This window comes from Methylotenera versatilis 7 (genome assembly GCF_000799165.1).
Lineage (GTDB): Bacteria > Pseudomonadota > Gammaproteobacteria > Burkholderiales > Methylophilaceae > Methylotenera_A > Methylotenera_A versatilis_A.
The window spans coordinates 971,914-992,564 of the sequence record NZ_JUGF01000002.1 but is presented as its reverse complement, the minus strand read 5'-3'; the positions used below and the strand labels follow the sequence as shown (position 1 = coordinate 992,564).

Below are 20,651 nucleotides of genomic sequence, written 5' to 3'. Positions count from 1 at the left end.
TTGCAAACTTTTAACTAACACTCTAAAAAGTTTAGCCTCTGAGCTTATAGCCAGATTTTAACATTTTTAAAGCTGCCCATGCTAACGCTAATAGGAAGCTGAACACGACGACTAAACTCAGCCACGGCGAAATATCGCTTTGTCCAAAAAAACCATAACGGAACCCATCTATCATGTAGAAGAAGGGATTAAATTTTGACACGGTTTGCCAAAATGGCGGTAATGAATGAATCGAATAAAACACGCCAGATAAAAACGTCAGCGGCATGATGACAAAATTTTGAAACGCTGCCATTTGGTCGAACTTGTCTGACCAAATGCCCGCAATAATGCCAAAAGTGCCTAGTAATGCGCTGCCCAATAATGCAAATGTAAATATCCATAAAGGGTGAACAATGGTCAAATCAACGAACCAAATAGCGACCAAATAAATGCTGATTCCCACCAAAAAACCACGAATGATTGCAGCCGCCAGAAAAGCGATAAAGAATTGCAAATAACTGAGCGGCGTCAACAATACAAATACGATACTGCCCATAATCTTCGATTGCACCAAGCTGGACGAGCTATTAGCAAACGCATTCTGCAGTAGCGACATCATAATCAGGCCCGGGATTAAGAATGCTTTGTATGGCACGCCTTTGTACACTTGTACATGATTTTCCAGCACATGCGAAAATATCAATAAATACAATAAAGAAGTTAATACAGGGGATGCTACCGTTTGAAATGCCACGCGCCAAAAGCGAAATAGCTCTTTTTTAAACAAGGTATAAGTGCCACGCCACTGCGGTGGAATCAAATCATCAATTAGATTCATACTGACCATTCTTGCCACCAACTAATGACATAAATACATCCTCTAAATCGGCTTCGATTAACTGCATATCTTCCACATTAATCTTAGCTTCGCGCAAGGCGCTTAAAGCAAACTCCACCTGATTCAACTCAGTTAACGCCAGTGTGTAAACACCATTTTCACCACTTTTTAACATCGGTAGTAAAGCTGGCGGTAAACTTGCCTCACCAAGATTCAAGCGCAAATTTTTGCCTGGCAGTTTACTTAATAAATTGGCAGTAGTATCCAGCGCCACAATTTCGCCTTGTTTCATCATGGCCACACGTTCACATAAAGTTTCGGCTTCCTCAAGATAATGCGTGGTGAGAATGATCGTGTGTCCATCTGCATTTAATTTTTTAATGAACGCCCAAAGCATCTGGCGCAGCTCAACATCCACACCAGCAGTCGGTTCGTCCAAAACAATCACTGGCGGCTTGTGCACTAAAGCTTGGGCAATCAATGCGCGCCGCTTCATACCGCCAGAAAGTTTACGCATATTGGTATGCGCTTTATCGGTTAATCCCAAGTTTTCAATCACTTCATCGACCCAAGCGTCGTTTTCGCGACCGCGTCCAAAATAACCAGCCTGAAAACGCAGCATCTCGCGCACATTAAAAAATGGGTCAAACACCAACTCTTGTGGCACGACACCCAAACTTAAGCGCGCAGCCTGATAATCATCCATCACATCATGTCCCATGATGGATACTTTGCCGTGCGTAGGCTTTAATAACCCTGCCAAGATATTGATTAATGTTGATTTTCCAGCACCATTTGGACCTAATAACCCAAAAAATTCACCTTGCTGGATGGTTAAATCAATCCCTTTTAGCGCATGTAAGTCGCCAAAACGTTTATGGATTCTTTCAATTTTAATCGCTGGGGCTAATACTTTATCTGCCATCATCTGTGTCATCTTTTTGGTGTTTATATTTCATTCTTGATTCAAGTTTAAATTGCACAACCGTCATCTATTGATGTTTAATTATCGGCTAAGCACAAAAACAAAACCCCATCATTCAGATGGGGTTGAAAAAGACAATTAATAGTACAAAGTGCAATTAAATAAACGTTAACTAAATTGAGCTCACTCAAATTTAATATATCAGTATTTAATTAACCAACTCAGCCACGTCATACAACTGTACCAAGCTGGTTAAATTAGCAGGCAAGTTGATAAACGTTAAGGATTGGTTTTCTTTTTCCGCCCGACGCTTCCACTCTAAAATCAGACTCACCGCAGCTGTGTCAACATCGGTCACATTCGCGAAATCAATTTTTGTATTTTCAATTGTAAACGCCTGACTCTGCTTCAAGAGGTTATTAGCGGTTGTAATGAGCACATCACCGTTAATTTCCCAGCGATCATTCACTTGTGTGACTTTTGCAATACTATTATTTGTCATGCTATTTAGTCTTAATTTAACAATTATTTAGCTTGCGTAACTTTGTTTTTATCAGCCAATTTCTTAATCAGGCTATCTAAACCATTCTGGCGAATTTCTTGCGTGAATTGTCCGCGATAGTTTGTCACCAAACTCACACCCTCAATCACAATATCATACACTTTCCAAACGTCCGCTTGCTTTTCCAGCGCGTAATCTACCGCAATTGGCTGACCACCTGGTTGCAATATGATCGTTTTTACCGTTGCACTATTGGCGCCATTTTCCAAACGCAATGGCTTGTACTCAATCACTTGGTTTTTGTATTTTGACAGCGCGGTTGCATAGGTACGCAATAACAAGGTGCGAAATTCTGCTTGGAAAGCGGACTTTTGATCCGTTGTTGCTTTTGTCCAGTTTTTACCCAGCACCAAACGTGAAACGCGATCAAAGTTAAAATTAGGTAAAATCTTTTCTTCTGCTAATGCAAAGATTTTTTGTTGATCACCCGCCTGAATATCTTTGTCATTTTTAACAACAGCCAACACATCTTCAGCTGTGCGTTTAACCAATTCATCTGGCGTTTCCGCTGCAAATGCACCAACACTGAAACAGAGCATGCTAGTTGCAATTAATAATTGTTTTGTCGCATTTTTAATCATGTGTAATCCTATATTTTATATCTGAATTTATTTTCTTAAGGCTTTACAGGTTCTGTTATCGCATCAAGCGGGTTTGCACCTAACGCATCGTTATTGCTTTTGGTTGATGCAGATCCTGAATCATTTGATGATGTTGATTCTGCTGCGGGCTCTGCTGCTTTATTGTATAAAAACTGACTAATCATTTTTTCTAATACGACAGCATCTTGCGTTTGCGTGATTTTATCACCGTTAACCAAGCTGGCTTCATCGCCACCCGCTTCCAAACCAATATACTGCTCGCCTAACAAGCCCGCTGTATAAATATTCGCAAACGTATCTTTTGGAAAATGATAGCGCTTATCGATGTTCAGACTAACCACTGCCTCAAAAGTTGCCGGGTCAAACTTAATATCTGCCACGCGCCCCACCACAACGCCCGCACTTTTCACAGGTGCGCGAGGCTTCAAGCCACCGATATTCTCAAAATTAGCCGTAACAGTAAAAGTTTCCCCAATACTGCCAGTCGTTAAATTACCCACCTTCATTGCTAAACCAAGCAAAGCGGCCAGGCCTAATGCCACAAAAATACCCACCCATAAATCAATTGTTGTTCTTTCCATCGCCTTGCTCCTATTGCCTTACATGCTAATCATAAATGAGGTTAATACAAAATCCAGCCCTAAAATTGCTAACGACGATGTCACCACTGTCCTAGTGGTTGCACGGCTAACGCCTTCAGCTGTTGGTGGTGCATCATAGCCTTCAAACAAAGCAATCATGGTGCAAGCCACGCCAAACACCAGGCTCTTAATTACGCCATTTAAAATGTCAAATTGCCAATCTACGTTAGCCTGCATTTGCGACCAGAACGCGCCTGCATCCACTCCGATTAATGGCACAGCTACTAAATAACCACCCAAAATACCGACCATTGAAAACAAGGTAGCTAAAACCGGCATGGCAATCACGCCAGCCCAAAACCGCGGCGCAATCACGCGGGAGATAGGACTCACCGCCATCATTTCCATTGCAGATAATTGTTCGGTAGCTTTCATCAAACCGATTTCTGCTGTAATAGCCGTCCCTGCCCGGCCAGCAAATAGCAAGGCTGTGACAACAGGGCCCAGCTCGCGCAGTAGAGATAGCGCTACTAAAACACCGATTGACTCTGATGAACCATACTTTTGCAAGGTGTAATAGCCTTGCAAAGCCAACACCATGCCAACAAAAAATGCTGATACCAATATAATGATTAAGGATAAAACGCCCGTAAAATAGACTTCACGGATAGTTAAGTGAAACCGGCGAAAGCTTTCACCGGAATAAGCCAAGGTTAAACCAAACAGACGCGCACCCGCGCCCAAACGCCAGATTCGCTTACTGAAATCGTGCCCTATGCCACGCAGCGTACGGATTAAACCAACAAATAAGTTAGACTTTATCATCTCAAATAGACTTCAATTATTTTGCTTCAAAACCCAACAAATCTTGCTTGTAATCACCCGCTGCATAATGAAACGGTACCGGCCCATCTTTTTCAGCATGCACAAATTGATGCACAAATGGTAAATCCGATTTACGTAAATCATCAGGCGTACCTTCCGCCGCAACCACGCCATTGGCAACAAAATAGACATAATCAGCAATGGTAAATGTTTCTTTCACATCATGCGATACGATGATAGAAGTCGCACCAAGCGCATCATTCAACGTACGAATTAACTCGCAAATAACCGCCATGGAAATGGGATCCAAACCGGCAAAAGGCTCATCGTACATAATAATATCCGGGTCTAGCGCAATTGCCCTCGCCAAGGCCACGCGCCGCGCCATACCGCCAGACAATTCGGTTGGCATCAACTTATGCGCGCCACGCAAACCAACAGCATTTAACTTCAACAACACCAGATCGTGAATCATACTCTCTGGCAAATCGGTGTGTTCGCGCATGGGGAAAGCAACGTTTTCATACACAGATAAATCGGTAAATAACGCGCCCTGTTGAAACAGCATGCCCATTTTACGACGCAACCGATAAATACCATCGCGGCTCTGTTTATGGACCACCTGCCCGTCTACGCGTGCTTCGCCCTTGCTTGGCTTAAGTTGCCCGCCAATCAAACGCAATAACGTAGTTTTGCCGCTGCCGCTGCCGCCCATAATGGCAATTACCTTGCCACGCGGGAACACCATATTGATGCCCTGATGCAACATGCGGTTTTTATAGCCAAAAGAAAGGTTGTCGAGTTCGACGATATTTGGATTCATTTGATGTGGAAATTAATTTTGTACACATTCTAAATCAAAATGTGCAACAAGCAAAAGTTTAAATCGATGATACTTAAAACAAAAAACCCGCAAAAGCGGGCTTTTTGAAAAAACTAAATGTTAAAGCGCCATACAAACTGTATAAGGTGCATTTGCATTTGCAGCCAATGAAATATTTGCCGACGTTGTACCAGCTGCTGCGGCCCCTGTTGGCCTAGCGCGAATATTACCTGTTGAAGTTTCGCCATCATCAAGAGTGGTATCAATCTGTAATGCATCTCGCCCCAAAATCAGATCTGAGCAAACTACAAATGAACCGGTCATGCCGACAATTGGAGGAGCCACCGCTAGGCTTTGAATACCAATTCGACCATTATTAGCATTAACCGGGTCAAACCCTGCTGCTAGAACTGTAGGCCCCGGAGCCAAACCTGCCAAACGCACATGTTGCCAAAATAGAATTGCTTCTGAACCAATCGCAAAACCATCGTTCCACGCACCGTCAATCTGACCATTATTAGCATTGGCGGCTGGTGGGTTTGTTGCGGGGGGAGGACCTGGCAGTCGCGCCGCTGCATTACCATCATCACCAGGAATGGCCCTGAAACGATCTTGATAGCCGTACAAATATACTTGAGTATTTTGAAAGTCTCGAGTCAAGCTTTTAACTCTCGCACTATTGATCAGCTCTTGCCCTCTCAGCACACCACCTAGCAGCAAGCCGATAATCACTAACACAATCGCTAGCTCGATAAGGGTAAAACCTGTTTGTTTACTCATTGTGTTATCCTTTTAACCAATATTATGATGTGATTTTTTGTTGGCATTATCACATCTTTTTAATACTTGATGCAAACAACATGCCAATGCACTTTAAGCGCATCAGGTCATTGTTTATTGGCTGATTTAGGTATGTTTGTGATCAATCTAACCTTCATAATAAATATGCTTGTTGAGATTTCGTCAAAACCGACAGATTATTGACATATTTTGCACACATCACCATTAACAAATGGAACATAATTTATGCTTAAAATGTTTTTCAATTATCACAAAATAAATCTTATTTTGATTAAAAATTCACACCGCGTTTTAGCATTAATGCTGCTATCGCTACATGCTTTTTTAATTTTAGGTATTGAGAAAGGTTATTTAAAACAAACACTCTTTCTAGCTACATATGCTTTATTTCTATTATGGCAACCCATTTGGCGTAGCACCGAGAAGCTCTCTCTACCTGCATTAGTTCTTTTTATTGGCGTTGGCATCATTGGATTTTTTTATACAAGTTGGTGGTTAACTGCGCTTTGGTTAGCCATTTTATTCGGTTTGTTAGGCGGGCGAATTTTTTCAGATGAAGCAAAAGCTAATCGCATCATCCATATCCTGGCGGCGAGCTATTTGCTGTCTATGTTGTTGTTATGGGTTGTGCCAAAGCTTCTCGACGCCTTTAACGATTTAGAAGCCGCTACTTTTGTCATCCGCTATTGCATTCCCTTATTACCGCTTTCTATTTTGTTCATTGGCAATCAGGCCAGTCAATCAGGCCAGCTGCCAGTTTTAGACTTTTTCTACACATTATTACTTATGCTGGTTGCGTTAATTTTGGTATTAGGTAGTTACGCAATTGGTACATTAAACACGGTTAACTATATACAAGTGATGTTTATCACGATATTTAGTCTGGCGTTTGTATTAATGGCATTCAGTTTACTGTGGCAGCCCAGCACACGTTTTTCTGGCGTTGAACTGTTGATGTCGCGCTACTTGTTAAGTATTGGCATGCCATTTGAAAAATGGGTTAAAAGCATTGCATCTTTAGGTGAAATTGAATCGACCCCCAATGGTTTTGTGCAAGCCGCTATGGTTGAGATGACATCATTACCTTGGGTTTCTGGCGTTTCCTGGCTGGCAGATGAAACGCAGGGTAAATTGGGTGAATCTTCCAAACATCAAACCAACTTTAGTTTTAAAGATTTCCATATGACCTTGCATACCAATTGGCAAATTTCGCCTGCTCTATATGTGCATGTGAAATTATTAACCCAGATTATGGGTGAGTTTTATGATGCCAAAAGACGGGAGGAAACCCTGCGCCAGAATGCTTATATGCAGGCATTTTATGAAACAGGCTCACGCTTGACACATGATATTAAAAATATTTTGCAATCGGTTGGCACGTTAGTTTCTGCAGCAGAGCAAACTGAAGATAAAGATAACGTAGCTTTACTTCAATTAATCCGCAAACAATTGCCGGTATTGAATCAGCGTATCGCTGCAACTTTGGACAAACTCAAAGCCCCAAATGAAGAGAAAAAACGTATAGAAAAAATGTCTGCCTGGTGGAAAAACCTGCAATTACGCCATACACAAGACCATATCGAATTTAAGGCAAACGAATTGCCTAAACAAGAGATTAATGCAGAAGTACTGGATAGCGTATTGGATAACCTACTGAATAACGCCCTGGAAAAAGCGAAATATCAACCTGATACGCTTATTACAGTTGAAATGCATCAGGATAACGAGCATTTTTGTATTGATGTGACCGATACGGGAAAAGCAATGGATGCGGCAATTGCACATGATTTATTTAAAAAGCACATCGCCTCACACAACGGTTTAGGTGTTGGTTTATATCATGCCGCACAAGACGCCAAACAGGCAGGGTACGATTTAAGTTTAAATAGCAACGTGAATGGCGCAGTGAGATTTAGAGTGCAGTTAACCGATTAAAACGCGCCAATTTTAGTTGGTTAAGTCTGGCTTTATCTAACTTGGATTTAGTTAAAATCGAATGTGTCTGTAAATTTTGCAGACACATTCGCGAGTATTTAAGATTAGTTTAAAGTTCGCCGTAAGAATGCAAACCGCTTAAAAACATATTTACCCCTAAAAATGCAAAGGTTGTCACCAGCAAACCAACTAATGCCCACCAAGCCAACACTGGACCACGCAAGCCTTTTATCATGCGCAGATGCAACCAGGCGGCGTAATTCAACCACACGATTAATGCCCACGTTTCTTTAGGATCCCAACTCCAGTATCCACCCCATGCCTCTGCTGCCCACATTGCACCTAAAATAGTCGCAATTGTAAAAAATGCAAAGCCGACGGAAATAGATTTATACATCACGTCATCCAGCACTTCTAAGCTTGGCAAACGGTTAACAAGTATGCCTTTTTTTGCCAGCAAATAAGCACTTCCCACCATCGCCGCCAATGAAAAAGCACCATAGCCGACAAAATTGGCAGGCACATGAATCTTCATCCAGTAGCTTTGCAACGCGGGGACTAGCGGCTGAATTTCGTCAGCTCCACGGCTAAACCTGTACCATAGAATAAATACTACCGCTGCGTTAATAATCAACAACACAAAACCGCCAAGCTGTTTGGTGTTAAATTTATCTTCGTAGTGCAAATACAAAAGCGATGTAATTAAACAAAATAAGATAAACACTTCATACAAATTGCTAATTGGAATATGTCCAACATCCGGCGCGATTAAATAAGACTCATACCAGCGCACCATCAAGCCGACAAAACCAAACAATACTGCCGCCCAAGTCAATGCCGACGCCACTCTACCAACAAAATCACTGCGCTTAAACAGGGCAAACCAATAAGTAAACATGGCTAAAATAAACAGCACATTCATCCACATGATGGCTGATTGACTGGAAATGAGGAATTTTAAGAAGAATGCCTGTGTAGCCCGCGCTTGTTGCCCGTCATACAAACTAATGGAAACTAAGCTAATGACGCCAACGCCAATCACCAATTTGGCTAAGTTCTTCCAGCGCCAACCTAAATAACTAAATACAAGCGCCGCACCAAATAAAAAACTCTCTTCATAAATATCCATATGGTGCGAATATTTGTTGAAAGCGAATATGGCGCCGCCCAGCAACAGAATGGCGTATAACCAATCTTGCACCTTCAGAGTTTGCCACAATGTTTTAGGCGTAAAACTTAATGCATCTGTGTTCATGATTGCTTCCTTGATTTGGTTACACGCTTACTTTAATTAGAAAGTAGCTGACCTAATTGTTTTCTTGTCCGTTCAAACTCTTGTTCAAAATCTAGATTTTTGCGATTCGATGACATCGCAAATACCACCTCATCCGCTTTGACTAACAACCATATCCGACGTTCACGAATATAGAACATCGCAAAAATACCCAGCACTAATAATACAGAACCCAAATAGACCCATTTTTGCCCTGGGGACTTGGTTAACTGAAAGCCGCTGGCTTCTACGTGTTTAAAATCAACCAATTGCAAATAATATGGCGTACCATAAAAAAACGCGTCACTGAAAGCGTTTAAGCTATCTTGCAGCATCACACGCACTTTATCATCAAACACCAATGGCTTTTTATTTGCTTTCAGTTGGCTTAAATTATAAGCCTCGAACGCGGCTGAATTAAGCATTTTTATATATGTTTGTGCGGCTTTTTCACGCTGCGGCTCAGGCACTGCCGTTTCAATTATTTTAGCAAGATTGGTATAACCGCCATCCGCAAAGGTTTTTAATAACTGAACCACACTACCTTCAAACTGGGCTTGTAGCTGCGGGTCTTTTGTTTGCATGTTGGCGACTAATTTTTTGGCGATAACTGGATATGTACTGCTATCCAACATAGCCGCGCGGAAGCGCATAAATCCACCCATTTCAAAATCATCATCCACAGGTATACGCAAATATTTAAAATCTTCCTGCACGGTTTCACGCATGCCAGAAATAAAATAAGACCTGCCATCCAACTGCATCGGTTGCATATAAGTCACATACTCGCGTGCCTGACCAGATGTATTGCGCAACTTATAAGTGATGTTAGGGCCGACATTGCGTGGCTTGCCTTTGCCATCTGGCGTTAGATTTAGAATATTAAATTTGCGAAATTCGTTAAACTCAACGATTAATTGGTTATCACCTTCGCCAATTAAGGTTTTTCTGAAAATCTCACCATCCAACGGTGTCGTTTCTGCATTCGGCTTGCTTAAATCCCACATTTTAAAATTAACAGTTGAACCACCATCTTGAAAGTCCGACTGGTAAATAGCGATGCCTTTATATACCAATGGATGATTCACACTAATGGTACTTTTCAGCGGCTCTTTTAAATCATTGTCCGTAATCTCAATATCACTTTCAAACGATTTGGGCTGGCCTGTGGCGTAATGCTCAATGCGGAAGTCTTTTAGCGTAATCCTAAAAGGCAGTTCTTGCACCAAATAACCATCACGAACTCGCACAAACGCAACGTCGTCACTCATTCCTTCAGGCAGTGTCATGTTCGCGCGAAACGAACCGTTGCTATCACTTAGGCGACTAATCGCCGGCACTTGGCTTTCTGGAATGTCCAATACTTCAATCTTCTTATTACCCAACATTTCCTGTATCTGAAATGGTAAGTTACCGTCCAACAGTCCGCCAAAAAAGATAACCACCATCGCCACATGAGTAAAAATATAACCCAAACGCTGATGCGTACCAGCTTTGGCGGCGATTAACTCATCACCATTTTGTTGCGTTTTAAATTTAAATTTGAAGCCTTGCGTAGCTAAATATTGCGCAAGTTTACTTTGCGTATCAGCAACACTTGCTGGCTGGCTGCTTGAATAGGCAAAGCTGGCTTTATGGCTAAATGCGCGCAGTGACTTTTCTGCCGCATGCTCTTTAAAGGTTTTCCATTCGCGCACCATCAACGGGCTATTGCGATAAATACACAGGCTGGTCGAAATCACCAAAAACAATAGAATGACCAAAAACCACATCGCATGATAAACATCGAACAACCCCAGTTTCTCAAACGCCTCAAACCAGAATTGGCCAAATTTGACAATGTAATTTTCGTACGGCTCGTTTTGTTTTAATACGGTGCCGATAATGGAAGCGATACCCAATACAGTGAGCATGCTCACTGCAAAGCGCATAGAGCTTAACAGCTCGTAAAAACGTTGACTAATAGTGGTAGGTTTCAATGTGTGAATGTCTCAAGGTTTGACTTTAACGCTGGCTACTACAAATTGGAGGACATGAAAATTTAAACAGCGATTTAAACATGAAATGATTGGCGAAATGTAGTGAAATTTCCACTTAAAGGCGACTAAAAAATACCCGCCTTTAAGTAGATACGACCGGATTAACGCAAGCCTTGCATATAATCGGCTACCGCATGCATTTCCGCCTCAGTCATTTTAGCTGCGATGACCGCCATCATTGGTGCGTTAGCGCGCTCACCTGTACGGAAAGTTTTTAACTGCTGATAGGTGTAATCTGCATGCTGGCCAGCCAGACCGGGGAACTGCTTAGGCAGGCCTGCACCATTTGCGCCATGGCATGAAGCACATGCCGGCACATTGGTTTTAGCGATACCGCCACGATAAATTTTTTCACCCAAAGAGCCTGCACCATTGGTTTTAGCTTTTCCCAACGCTTGTTTTTGTCCGGCAAAATAAGTCGCTAAGTTTTTCATATCTTCAGGCGTTAAGTTAGCGGCCATGCCTGTCATCACTGCGTTAGAGCGTTTACCATCTTTAAATTCAGTTAATTGTTTAAGCAAATATTCAGGATGCTGGCCTGCCAATTTAGGGTTTAAACTAATGACGCTATTACCATCTGGCGCGTGACAGGCGGCGCACACACCTTGTACGATTTGTTCTGCTGTTTGTTTACTTGCTACGACAGGCACCGCTGGTTTTGCTTCAGGTGAGCTTGTTGGGGCTGTTTCGGCAAAGCTCTGTGATACGAACAAACTAGCCACTACAAAAGCCATGACATTGGCATATTTAACACTATCGCTTAACGCACTTTTAAACATTTTTAAAACTTTCCTAACTATTTAATTATCTTAATATTTTATCAAAAATCAGCTGTTCGTGATAGCATTTATGCCTTAAGTTTCACTGACAAAACATCTAATGCCGCTATTTCAAAACGCCACTTTTTTCATCTCTGCTCACCATCTACGTGATTTACCGCCAGCCTCAGGCATTGAAGTCGCTTTTGCAGGTCGCTCAAACGCTGGCAAATCCAGCGCACTGAATACGCTCGCCAATCACAATCGTTTGGCATTCGTCAGTAAACAGCCGGGTCGAACTCAACTCATTAACTTTTTCACATTAGGCAATGATAGACATTTAGTCGATTTACCCGGTTACGGTTATGCCAAAGTACCCGAAAGCATGCGTGCGCATTGGCAAAGTGTATTGGCGCGTTATCTATCAGAGCGCACCAGCCTAGGTGGTTTAGTTTTGGTAATGGATAGCCGCCATCCACTCACACCGCTGGATCGCCAAATGCTGGATTGGTTTTGCCCCAGCGGTAAACCTGTACATGTCTTACTGACAAAGTCCGATAAATTATCGCGTGGTGAGGCTGGATTAACGCTGGCTAAAGTGCGTAAAGAATTGCTAGAAACCTGGGATAAGACTTACGGCAGTAATTGTACTGTGCAGTTATTTTCCAGCTCTAAAAAATTAGGTGTGGAAGAAGCCGAAAAAGTCATTGGCGCTTGGTTATTTAGTGAACCCCAAAACGCTGATAAATTAAATTCTGACGAAAACTAAATCCCATACGCCATGACCTAGTTTGATGCCGCGATTTTCAAACTTGGTGAGTGGCCTGTAACTGGGTTTTTCAGCATAACCTTGCGTTAAGTCAGCCGCTGTATTTTGTAGTTGCGATTCGGCTTTCAACACGTCCAAAACCCACTCTGCGTACTCTTGCCAATCCGTTGCGACGTGAATGTAAGCACCCACTTTCAATTTTGCACATAACTGCTTGATGAATTCCGCCTGAATCAAACGACGTTTATGATGGCGTTTTTTATGCCACGGGTCTGGAAAGAAAATATGTACACCATCTAAACTGGCATCTGCAATCATATGTTGCAGCACTTCAACCACATCATGCTGAATCACGCGGATATTGCTGATACTTCCTTCTTGAATCAGCTTAAGCAAACTACCCACGCCTGGCGTATGTACTTCTGCTGCCAAAAAATCACATTCAGGCAGGGTTTGGGCTATTTTGGCGGTACTCTCACCCATGCCAAAGCCTATTTCCAGGATTTTTTTCGACTCAACTCGATTAAATACCGCGTTTAAATCCAGTAACTTTTCAGCATATTCAACACCAAACTGCGGCCATACTTCTTGTAAAGCGCGCTCTTGGCCTTTGGTTAATCTGCCTTGGCGCAGCACAAAGCTGCGAATACGGCGATTCTTTAAATCGCTGTCTGGGGTTTCATTTGGTGGTATTGGATTTTCAATCATGCCGCGCATTATACTGAATTTAGACTCAATTTATGCTTAAAGCATATGCGCTTTATCGCCACTTTTAAAGCCGATTAAATCATTTGGAATACCTATGCTTAATGCAATCACTTTAAATAACTCACCCATTTCAGCAGGCGAAAGCAATTTTTGCGCTGCGGCTGCCAGTGGCATATAGGCAGCGATATCATTTGGCGATGTTTCGCTCAAGATTTCCAAAATGCCGCAATTCATTAAAAAACTGGCCTGATTACAATAACCCGCCAAACTTAACCCGTTTGCTAGCCCCGTTTCTGCAATGGCCGTAAAATTTACATGCGCAGTCACATCCTGCAAACCCGCGTTCACCAACGGATTACTATGCGCTTGATGCTGATAATGGCACATCAATGTGCCAGCACTGCGCTGCGGATGATAATACTCTGGCGCACCAAATCCATAATCCAGCATCAGAATGACACCTTGTTTCAATGATTGTGCCAAGCTTGCAATCAGCCCATTGGCCGCAGGACAAACTTCCGTCAGATAATCACCCGGTAGTGAGTGTGCGCTTACATCCTTAATTAAATTCAAATCAGCCAATGGCTTATCTTGCCAATTAAATCCTTGCTGCTCCGGTGTATCTTCAAAAACAATGCCGCGTTCAAACCAACCTTGCTGTGATTGATAGATAAGATGCACAGGGATCGCATCCAATATCTCATTACCAAATATCAAACCGACAAAATCCGTTGGTAATGTATCTAGCCAAACCACACGCTTGATTAAATCCGCAGATAAAAATTTCCGCATTGTTTCAAGCTGAATCTGGCGCAAGTAATCACTTACTTCCAAAATATAATATTGTTCTGGCAACTGATTCAATCGCTGCAATTCAAGCAACAAGTCGGCAGCCAACTTGCCCGTACCCGCGCCTAACTCCAAGATATTGCCTTGCGTTTGCAATATTACTTGCGCCGCTTGCCTTGCCAATGTACGTGCAAAAAGCGGCGAGATTTGCGGTGCGGTGACAAAATCTCCGCCACCTTTTATAGAATCCGCGAACTTAACGCCGCCACCGCTGTAATAACCTAGGCCGGGCGCATATAAAACCATGTGCATAAATGTGGAAAAATCTATCCAGCCGCCGGAGTCGCTAATTTTCTGCCGGATTAAAGCAGTTAACTGCTGACTGCGATTTTGCGCTTCTGGGCTTGATATGGATAACGCGCTTGGATTAGGTAGATTTAGATTTAATGATGAAGCCATAAGCCATTATAATATTCGATTACTAAAGTGAGTAAAAATTGAGTCAGTCTGTACACAATAAAACCTTGAATAATAAAGTCGTGCTGATCACTGGCGGCGCAAAACGCGTGGGAGCAGCGATCTGTCGCGAACTGCATGCCTGCGGCGCGCAGTTGATGGTTCACTATAGGTCATCTACCATTGAAGCGCGCGCCTTGCAGGCAGAGCTGAATTTGCAACGCGCGAATTCTGTGGCAATTATCCAAGGTGACTTGCTTAATCTCGCAGTGTTGCCCAGCTTGATACAAGAAACAGTGAATCATTTTGGCAAATTGGATATATTGATTAATAACGCATCCAGCTATTACGCTACGGAAATCGGCGCGATTACCGAAGAAAACTGGCAAGATTTAATGGGCAGCAATTTAAAAGCGCCCATGTTTTTAGCACAGGCTGCCGCAGTCGAATTGCGCAAAAGCCATGGCTGCATTGTGAACATTACTGACATGCACATTGAGCGCCCTAAAAAAGGTTATGTGGTTTACAGCGTAGCCAAAGCAGGTTTAGTCACGCTGACTAAATCACTGGCACATGAATTAAGCCCAGAAGTGCGCGTTAACGCAGTTGCGCCTGGGCCAGTACAATGGCCAGAAAATAACCCGCAATTTGATGAGGTTTATCGCCAACGCGTGATTTCACAGACTTTACTCAAACGCGTAGGCGAAGCGACCGATATTGCAAAAGCGGTTAAATTCCTGGTAGCCGATGCACCCTTCATCACGGGCCATGTACTGGCAGTGGATGGCGGTCGATCTTTAAATTTATAGTCTCAAACAAGTATTAACTCTTAAAATATGATCAAACATTTACCCGACAACCATTCAAACAACTTCATTAAGCTACGTAACAGCTTAATTTCGTCCACTGGCAAAGCCATTGGTGATTACAACATGATTGAGGATGGTGACACGGTTCTAGTGTGCATGAGTGGCGGTAAAGATAGCTACACGATGTTGATGATGTTGCTTGCATTGCAGGAACGTGCACCGATTGACTTTAAACTTATCGCCATGAATTTGGATCAAAAACAGCCAAATTTTCCTGTGCATATTCTGCCTGAATACTTTAAAGGTTTAGGTGTCGATTATCGCATTGTGGAAGCGGATACTTATTCGGTAGTGAAAGAGAAAATCCCTGAAGGTAAAACCACTTGCAGTCTTTGTTCTCGCTTACGTCGTGGCATTATTTACACGACTGCCAAAGAGTTGGGTGCGAATAAAATCGCGCTGGGACATCACCGTGATGACATTGTGGAAACACTTTTTCTTAACCTGTTTTTTGGTGCCAAATTAAAGGCCATGCCACCGAAACTAGCGACCAATGATAAGCAAAATGTGGTGATTCGACCTTTGGCTTATTGTTCAGAAAAAGACATCGCTAGCTACGCGCGCCAAATGGAGTTCCCGATTATTCCGTGCGATTTATGTGGTAGTCAGGAAAATCTTCAGCGCCAAAAAGTAAAAGATATGCTGCAAGCGTGGGAGCGTGAACAACCTGGCCGCGTGAATAATATTTTCCGAGCAATCAGCAATGTCGAGCCTTCACACCTTGCCGATGTGAACTTATATGACTTTAAAGGTTTAACACAAGCCAAACCCAGCGATGAAGATCCACTTTTTGGCGATATTGCAGCCAAAGAGTCTGAGAACCTTTCAACAAACTCAAGCGGCGCATTAAGTTTAGCCAGCAACAATGGCACACGTATTGAATTTACTCGAAACAAGTAAGCCAACAAACAAATAACCTAGCAAATGATTAAATAAATAGGTTTTTTGCATTGACTTATTGTCTACAAGACGATTAGCTTGCTATCATCTACGCAATTATTCACTTTTAGCCATTATTTAGGCATTAATGTCAAAACTACTCATTGTAGAATCACCTTCTAAAGCAAAAACGCTTAAAAAATACCTTGGTAACGATTTTGAGGTACTAGCGAGTTATGGTCATATTCGCGATTTAATTCCTAAAAATGGCGCGGTTGATCCTAACAATCATTTCGCCATGAAATACGACATCATTGAACGCAATGCAAAGCACATGGATGCAATTACGCGCGCGGTTAAAAATGCTGACAGTATTTATCTGGCAACCGATCCGGATCGCGAAGGTGAAGCGATTTCTTGGCATATTGCCGAAATCCTGGCCGAGAAAAAACTCCTTAAAAACAAGCTATTAAAACGCGTTGAATTTAACGAAATTACACAAACCGCGGTAAAACACGCTATTGATAACCCGCGCGATATTGCGATGAACTTGGTCAACGCGCAGCAAGCACGTCGTGCGCTGGATTATTTAGTCGGCTTCAATTTATCGCCGCTATTATGGAAAAAAATCCGCAGAGGTTTATCCGCTGGCCGCGTGCAAAGCCCTGCATTGCGTTTGATTGTAGAACGTGAATTAGAAATTGAAGCGTTCAAATCTCAAGAGTATTGGTCTATTCACCTGGATGCGCTGAAGCATGCGCACAGTTTTAATGCCAAATTAATCCAATTAGATGGCGAAAAAGTAGAACAATTTACCGTCATTAACCACGACCAGCAGGCCGATATTGTCGGCAAATTATTACTGGCCAGTGCAGGTAAAACCACCGTTTCACGCGTTGAGAAAAAACAGCGCAGCCGCAGCCCTGCCGCACCATTCACCACATCTACCCTGCAACAGGAAGCGGTGCGTAAATTGGGTTTTACCACAAGTCGTGCTATGCGCGTGGCACAGCAACTGTATGAAGGCGTTGATGTAGGTAGCGGTACAGTTGGTTTGATTACCTATATGCGTACCGATTCGTTCAGTCTTGCTACTGAAGCGGTGATGAGTATTCGTGATTATGTGAAAAAGAATTTTGACGCAGAGTATCTGCCAAAATCACCCATCATGTACAAAACCAAAGCCAAGAATGCGCAAGAAGCGCATGAGGCGATTCGTCCGACAGATATCGCGCGCAGCCCAACTGCGATGCGTAAATATCTGAATGACGAGCAATTCAAGCTATATGAAATGATTTGGAAGCGTACGCTGGCCTGCCAGATGTCGCCTGCCAAATTTGATGCGGTAAGTGTAGATTTAAGTGTGGGCAGTGAGGCCAATTTATTCCGTGCAACAGGTCAAACATTAGTGTTCCCGGGCTTTATCGCGGTGTATATGGAAGGTCGCGATGATGAAGAGGAAGAAGGCGAAAGCAAATTACCACATCTAGAAACTGGTGAGATTCTAAACGTAGAGAAAATCTACGGCGACCAACACTTCACCGAGCCACCACCGCGCTATGGTGAAGCTAGTTTAGTGAAAATTTTAGAAGAGTACGGTATTGGTCGCCCCTCTACTTACGCCAGCATCATCAGCACCCTGCAAGACCGCGAATACGTCATTCTGGACAAAAAACGCTTTACGCCAACCGATGTAGGCCGCGTAGTGAACAAATTCTTAACCGAACATTTCACAAAATATGTGGATTACGACTTTACCGCTAACCTTGAAAATGCGCTGGATAGCGTAGCTGATGGCTCGCGTGAGTGGATTCCGCTAATGGATGAGTTCTGGCAAGGATTTAACCAACAGATTATCAGCAAGGCCGATGTTGACAGGCCAGGCAACGAATTAATCGACGAAGCTTGTCCAAAATGTGGCAAACCGCTACAAAAACAATTGAGTCGTTATGGTAGCTTTATTGGCTGTACAGGCTATAACGACGAGCCGAAATGTGATTACAAACGTAGCATGAATGGCACGGCGCAAGCTGGTGCCGATCCAGTGACGATTGGCACAGATGCGGATTCTGGCAAAGAAATTTACTTAATGAATGGGCCTTATGGACCGTATCTGCAAGTTGGCGTAGCCGTTGAAGGCGAGAAGAAAAAGCCCAAACGTGTTAGCATTCCTAAAGAAATACCGGTTAGCAATGTGAATATCGACATTGCCAATATGCTACTGTCGTTGCCACGTGATTTAGGCTTACATCCAGAAACCAATAAAAAAATCGTGGCTAATATTGGGCGCTTTGGGCCTTATGTGAATCATGACGGTAAATTCAAATCGATTCCAAAAAGTGATAGCGTTTTTAGTATTGATTTAGCAGGCGCTATTACATTGTTAGCGGCCGCCAATACTGGCCCAGCACCACTATTAGAACTTGGGGCGCACCCTTCTGGCGAAGGTCGAATTGAAGTATTTTCTGGTCGTTATGGACCTTATGTGCAACATGGAAAACTACGCGCAACCTTACCAAAAAGCATAGAACCCGAAACGTTAACACTAGAGGAAGCGCTTGGATTACTGGCTGAAAAGGCAGCAAAAGAAGAGGCTACAGGTAAAACTAGCAAGAAAAAACCGGCTACAAAAAAACCAGCAGCTAAAAAAACGGCGGTGAAAAAAGCCAGCGCTACCGGTACAACAACGGTAAAAAAAGCGGCAACTAAAAAGCCAGCAACCAAAAAAGCACCCGCTAAAAAAGCGACTGCTAAAAAAACCACAGCAAAAAAAGTAGCAACGGAATAGCGTCTACTTTAATTTAACCAGCAATCAAAATGACTTAGCAGGTGAGAAATTGTAATTCGCAACTGATAATACGGTAATGCAATAAAAGAAAAATGGCTCTGAATGTTACTTCAGAGCCATTTTTTATACTTAAAATTTAAAACGAATTATCTTTAAGAAATTCTGCCCGATGTCACTTCATGACCACGTGCAGGCTTAGCCTTAAATGTTTCATGCTGTAAATCTACTTGTCCTGTTGTCGTCAACTTAGGTTCGCTATTATATTCCACCCATTTACGCACACGATTTGCATCGCCGATACGCGTTAACTTACCATTTGAATCCAACAGCACAATAATCATTGGCTCGCCGCCAAGTTGCGCTTGCATCACCAAACAACGGCCTGCCTCGGAAATATAACCTGTTTTAGACAGTCCGATTTGCCACTCACCGCCACGCACAAGGCCATTCGTATTGTTAAAGTTCACTGAGTGAGCACGATTTTGAACGTAAACCTCGTGTGATGGACTGGTACTTGCCATTCTAATTTCTGGGTATTGATAAGCCGCCGCGACCATTTTCGTCAAGTCTTCGGCAGTTGATATATTCCGGCTATTTAACCCAGTAGCATCCATAAATTCGGTATTAACCATACCAAGCTGTAATGCTTTCGCGTTCATCGCTTTAAAGAACGCGTATTTACCGCCAGGATAATATCTCGAGATTGCCGAGGCCGCACGATTTTCTGATGCCATGAGTGCCAATTGCAACATATCACCACGACTTAATGTTGCGCCAACGCTTAATCTTGAACTGGATCCTTTCAAATAATCAACATCTTCATCTGAAACAGTTAGCATATCATCCAACGATAGCTGGGCATCCAACATCACCATTGCTGTCATTAATTTAGTAATAGAAGCGATCGGTGTAGGTATATTGGTATTTTTTGCGTAAATAACTTCGCCCGTGTTTTGATTGATAATCAACGCTTTAGCAGATGCCAGTTGTAGAATCCCACTACCATCGTAACGATCTGCTGCTAAATATTCTGCCTGAGTATAAGTACGTACTTTATGTGTTGTAGTACGTGTTTTAAGATTCACTTTTTTCACCACTTTGCTGCTTTTTACACGCGCTTTACTGGCTGTATTTTTCTGACTTGTAGAAACGCGTTTATTGGTTTTCTTTGGCTCCGCCATCGACTGTATCGGCATTGCCACCAAGGAAAATGCTACATATAACAGCACGATTCTCTTAAAAAGTTTATTCATTTTAACAACCTTAACTCAACAACATTTGAATAGATAATATATAAAAAATGTTTATTTGTCATTAGCTTAGCGCATATTTATAAAAATAATATTAACATATTTGATATTGTGTCTTTTTTGACACAGGCATCTTAAATGCACGACTTTAAGTGGTGACAAATATTAGCTTTGTGCGAGAATATAAGACTTAACGGAA

19 protein-coding genes are annotated in these 20,651 nt (G+C 42.6%); 5 read left to right on the top strand and 14 right to left on the bottom strand.

Features of this window, described 5'->3' with window-relative positions; translation table 11 throughout:
• Positions 1 to 31 precede the first annotated feature (31 nt).
• The 8 genes from K370_RS08785 to K370_RS08750 all read right to left on the bottom strand — a co-directional run bounded on the left by K370_RS08785 (position 32) and on the right by K370_RS08750 (position 5,918).
• Entirely contained in the window at positions 32 to 820 is a 789-nt protein-coding gene (locus tag K370_RS08785; RefSeq protein ID WP_081977214.1) for an ABC transporter permease, read from the bottom strand.
• Positions 807 to 1,757, bottom strand: coding sequence for an ABC transporter ATP-binding protein (locus tag K370_RS08780; protein WP_047540944.1), 951 nt, complete (start codon positions 1,755 to 1,757; stop codon positions 807 to 809). Before K370_RS08780 ends, K370_RS08785 begins: the two co-directional genes overlap by 14 nt.
• A 196-nt stretch (positions 1,758 to 1,953) precedes the next feature.
• Positions 1,954 to 2,247, bottom strand: coding sequence for an STAS domain-containing protein (locus K370_RS08775; RefSeq protein WP_047540943.1), 294 nt, complete (start codon positions 2,245 to 2,247; stop codon positions 1,954 to 1,956).
• A 23-nt stretch (positions 2,248 to 2,270) separates the two neighbouring features.
• Positions 2,271 to 2,846 carry an MlaC/ttg2D family ABC transporter substrate-binding protein gene (locus K370_RS08770; RefSeq protein WP_235272751.1) on the bottom strand — a complete coding sequence of 192 codons (576 nt, stop codon included), beginning with the start codon at positions 2,844 to 2,846 and terminating at the stop codon, positions 2,271 to 2,273.
• 77 nt (positions 2,847 to 2,923) lie between these two features.
• Complete coding sequence (mlaD, locus tag K370_RS08765) at positions 2,924 to 3,490, bottom strand: outer membrane lipid asymmetry maintenance protein MlaD (RefSeq protein ID WP_047540939.1); 567 nt, start codon at positions 3,488 to 3,490, stop codon at positions 2,924 to 2,926.
• 18 nt (positions 3,491 to 3,508) lie between these two features.
• Positions 3,509 to 4,315 carry a lipid asymmetry maintenance ABC transporter permease subunit MlaE gene (mlaE, locus tag K370_RS08760; protein ID WP_047540938.1) on the bottom strand — a complete coding sequence of 269 codons (807 nt, stop codon included), beginning with the start codon at positions 4,313 to 4,315 and terminating at the stop codon, positions 3,509 to 3,511.
• Between the two features lie 16 nt (positions 4,316 to 4,331).
• Positions 4,332 to 5,138, bottom strand: a complete 807-nt coding sequence (locus tag K370_RS08755) for an ABC transporter ATP-binding protein (protein ID WP_047540936.1) — start codon at positions 5,136 to 5,138, stop codon at positions 4,332 to 4,334.
• A gap of 120 nt (positions 5,139 to 5,258) precedes the next feature.
• Positions 5,259 to 5,918: a prepilin-type N-terminal cleavage/methylation domain-containing protein gene (locus K370_RS08750; protein ID WP_047540934.1), complete on the bottom strand. Its 660-nt coding sequence runs from the start codon at positions 5,916 to 5,918 to the stop codon at positions 5,259 to 5,261.
• Between the two features lie 246 nt (positions 5,919 to 6,164).
• Between K370_RS08750 and K370_RS08745 the strand changes: the two genes are divergently transcribed.
• On the top strand, positions 6,165 to 7,874 hold the full coding sequence (locus K370_RS08745; RefSeq protein WP_047540932.1) for an ATP-binding protein: 1,710 nt from the start codon (positions 6,165 to 6,167) through the stop codon (positions 7,872 to 7,874).
• 109 nt (positions 7,875 to 7,983) lie between these two features.
• On the opposite strand, the gene ccsB is transcribed toward K370_RS08745, so the two are convergent.
• From ccsB to K370_RS08730, 3 genes are all read right to left on the bottom strand, one after another.
• Positions 7,984 to 9,129 carry a c-type cytochrome biogenesis protein CcsB gene (gene ccsB, locus K370_RS08740; RefSeq protein WP_047540930.1) on the bottom strand — a complete coding sequence of 382 codons (1,146 nt, stop codon included), beginning with the start codon at positions 9,127 to 9,129 and terminating at the stop codon, positions 7,984 to 7,986.
• Between the two features lie 32 nt (positions 9,130 to 9,161).
• Positions 9,162 to 11,078 carry a cytochrome c biogenesis protein ResB gene (locus K370_RS08735; protein ID WP_047540928.1) on the bottom strand — a complete coding sequence of 639 codons (1,917 nt, stop codon included), beginning with the start codon at positions 11,076 to 11,078 and terminating at the stop codon, positions 9,162 to 9,164.
• Positions 11,079 to 11,287: 209 nt separating this feature from the next.
• Positions 11,288 to 11,965, bottom strand: coding sequence for a c-type cytochrome (locus tag K370_RS08730; RefSeq protein ID WP_047540927.1), 678 nt, complete (start codon positions 11,963 to 11,965; stop codon positions 11,288 to 11,290).
• 100 nt (positions 11,966 to 12,065) lie between these two features.
• Between K370_RS08730 and yihA the strand changes: the two genes are divergently transcribed.
• On the top strand, positions 12,066 to 12,713 hold the full coding sequence (yihA, locus tag K370_RS08725; RefSeq protein ID WP_047540926.1) for a ribosome biogenesis GTP-binding protein YihA/YsxC: 648 nt from the start codon (positions 12,066 to 12,068) through the stop codon (positions 12,711 to 12,713).
• On the opposite strand, the gene trmB is transcribed toward yihA, so the two are convergent.
• Both trmB and K370_RS08715 read right to left on the bottom strand, forming a co-directional pair.
• Positions 12,693 to 13,421: a tRNA (guanosine(46)-N7)-methyltransferase TrmB gene (gene trmB / locus K370_RS08720; RefSeq protein WP_088177662.1), complete on the bottom strand. Its 729-nt coding sequence runs from the start codon at positions 13,419 to 13,421 to the stop codon at positions 12,693 to 12,695. The genes yihA and trmB overlap by 21 nt on opposite strands.
• Before the next feature lie 36 nt (positions 13,422 to 13,457).
• On the bottom strand, positions 13,458 to 14,669 hold the full coding sequence (locus K370_RS08715; RefSeq protein ID WP_047540922.1) for a class I SAM-dependent methyltransferase: 1,212 nt from the start codon (positions 14,667 to 14,669) through the stop codon (positions 13,458 to 13,460).
• Positions 14,670 to 14,734: 65 nt separating this feature from the next.
• Between K370_RS08715 and K370_RS08710 the strand changes: the two genes are divergently transcribed.
• The 3 genes from K370_RS08710 to topA all read left to right on the top strand — a co-directional run bounded on the left by K370_RS08710 (position 14,735) and on the right by topA (position 19,202).
• Positions 14,735 to 15,475: a pteridine reductase gene (locus K370_RS08710; RefSeq protein WP_047540920.1), complete on the top strand. Its 741-nt coding sequence runs from the start codon at positions 14,735 to 14,737 to the stop codon at positions 15,473 to 15,475.
• A 27-nt stretch (positions 15,476 to 15,502) separates the two neighbouring features.
• Positions 15,503 to 16,435 (top strand): tRNA 2-thiocytidine(32) synthetase TtcA, encoded by a 933-nt coding sequence (ttcA, locus tag K370_RS08705; RefSeq protein ID WP_047540919.1) that lies wholly within the window; start codon positions 15,503 to 15,505, stop codon positions 16,433 to 16,435.
• 127 nt (positions 16,436 to 16,562) lie between these two features.
• Positions 16,563 to 19,202: a type I DNA topoisomerase gene (topA, locus tag K370_RS08700; RefSeq protein ID WP_047540917.1), complete on the top strand. Its 2,640-nt coding sequence runs from the start codon at positions 16,563 to 16,565 to the stop codon at positions 19,200 to 19,202.
• A 152-nt stretch (positions 19,203 to 19,354) separates the two neighbouring features.
• On the opposite strand, the gene pbpG is transcribed toward topA, so the two are convergent.
• A complete protein-coding gene (gene pbpG / locus K370_RS08695; protein WP_047540915.1) occupies positions 19,355 to 20,455 on the bottom strand; it encodes a D-alanyl-D-alanine endopeptidase in 1,101 nt (366 codons plus the stop codon).
• Positions 20,456 to 20,651 lie beyond the last annotated feature (196 nt).

Bases quoted from the DNA above. Each gene is read 5' to 3' on its own strand.
- trmB (WP_088177662.1), bottom strand. From the start codon at position 13,421: ATGATTGAAAATCCAATACCACCAAATGAAACCCCAGACAGCGATTTA.
- mlaD (WP_047540939.1), bottom strand. From the start codon at position 3,490: ATGGAAAGAACAACAATTGATTTATGGGTGGGTATTTTTGTGGCATTA.
- topA (WP_047540917.1), top strand. From the start codon at position 16,563: ATGTCAAAACTACTCATTGTAGAATCACCTTCTAAAGCAAAAACGCTT.
- K370_RS08785 (WP_081977214.1), bottom strand. From the start codon at position 820: ATGAATCTAATTGATGATTTGATTCCACCGCAGTGGCGTGGCACTTAT.
- K370_RS08770 (WP_235272751.1), bottom strand. From the start codon at position 2,846: ATGCTCTGTTTCAGTGTTGGTGCATTTGCAGCGGAAACGCCAGATGAA.
- yihA (WP_047540926.1), top strand. From the start codon at position 12,066: ATGCCGCTATTTCAAAACGCCACTTTTTTCATCTCTGCTCACCATCTA.
- K370_RS08735 (WP_047540928.1), bottom strand. From the start codon at position 11,078: ATGCGCTTTGCAGTGAGCATGCTCACTGTATTGGGTATCGCTTCCATT.
- K370_RS08780 (WP_047540944.1), bottom strand. From the start codon at position 1,757: ATGACACAGATGATGGCAGATAAAGTATTAGCCCCAGCGATTAAAATT.
- K370_RS08755 (WP_047540936.1), bottom strand. From the start codon at position 5,138: ATGAATCCAAATATCGTCGAACTCGACAACCTTTCTTTTGGCTATAAA.
- K370_RS08750 (WP_047540934.1), bottom strand. From the start codon at position 5,918: ATGAGTAAACAAACAGGTTTTACCCTTATCGAGCTAGCGATTGTGTTA.
- mlaE (WP_047540938.1), bottom strand. From the start codon at position 4,315: ATGATAAAGTCTAACTTATTTGTTGGTTTAATCCGTACGCTGCGTGGC.
- pbpG (WP_047540915.1), bottom strand. From the start codon at position 20,455: ATGAATAAACTTTTTAAGAGAATCGTGCTGTTATATGTAGCATTTTCC.
- K370_RS08775 (WP_047540943.1), bottom strand. From the start codon at position 2,247: ATGACAAATAATAGTATTGCAAAAGTCACACAAGTGAATGATCGCTGG.
- ttcA (WP_047540919.1), top strand. From the start codon at position 15,503: ATGATCAAACATTTACCCGACAACCATTCAAACAACTTCATTAAGCTA.
- K370_RS08715 (WP_047540922.1), bottom strand. From the start codon at position 14,669: ATGGCTTCATCATTAAATCTAAATCTACCTAATCCAAGCGCGTTATCC.
- K370_RS08730 (WP_047540927.1), bottom strand. From the start codon at position 11,965: ATGTTTAAAAGTGCGTTAAGCGATAGTGTTAAATATGCCAATGTCATG.
- ccsB (WP_047540930.1), bottom strand. From the start codon at position 9,129: ATGAACACAGATGCATTAAGTTTTACGCCTAAAACATTGTGGCAAACT.
- K370_RS08745 (WP_047540932.1), top strand. From the start codon at position 6,165: ATGCTTAAAATGTTTTTCAATTATCACAAAATAAATCTTATTTTGATT.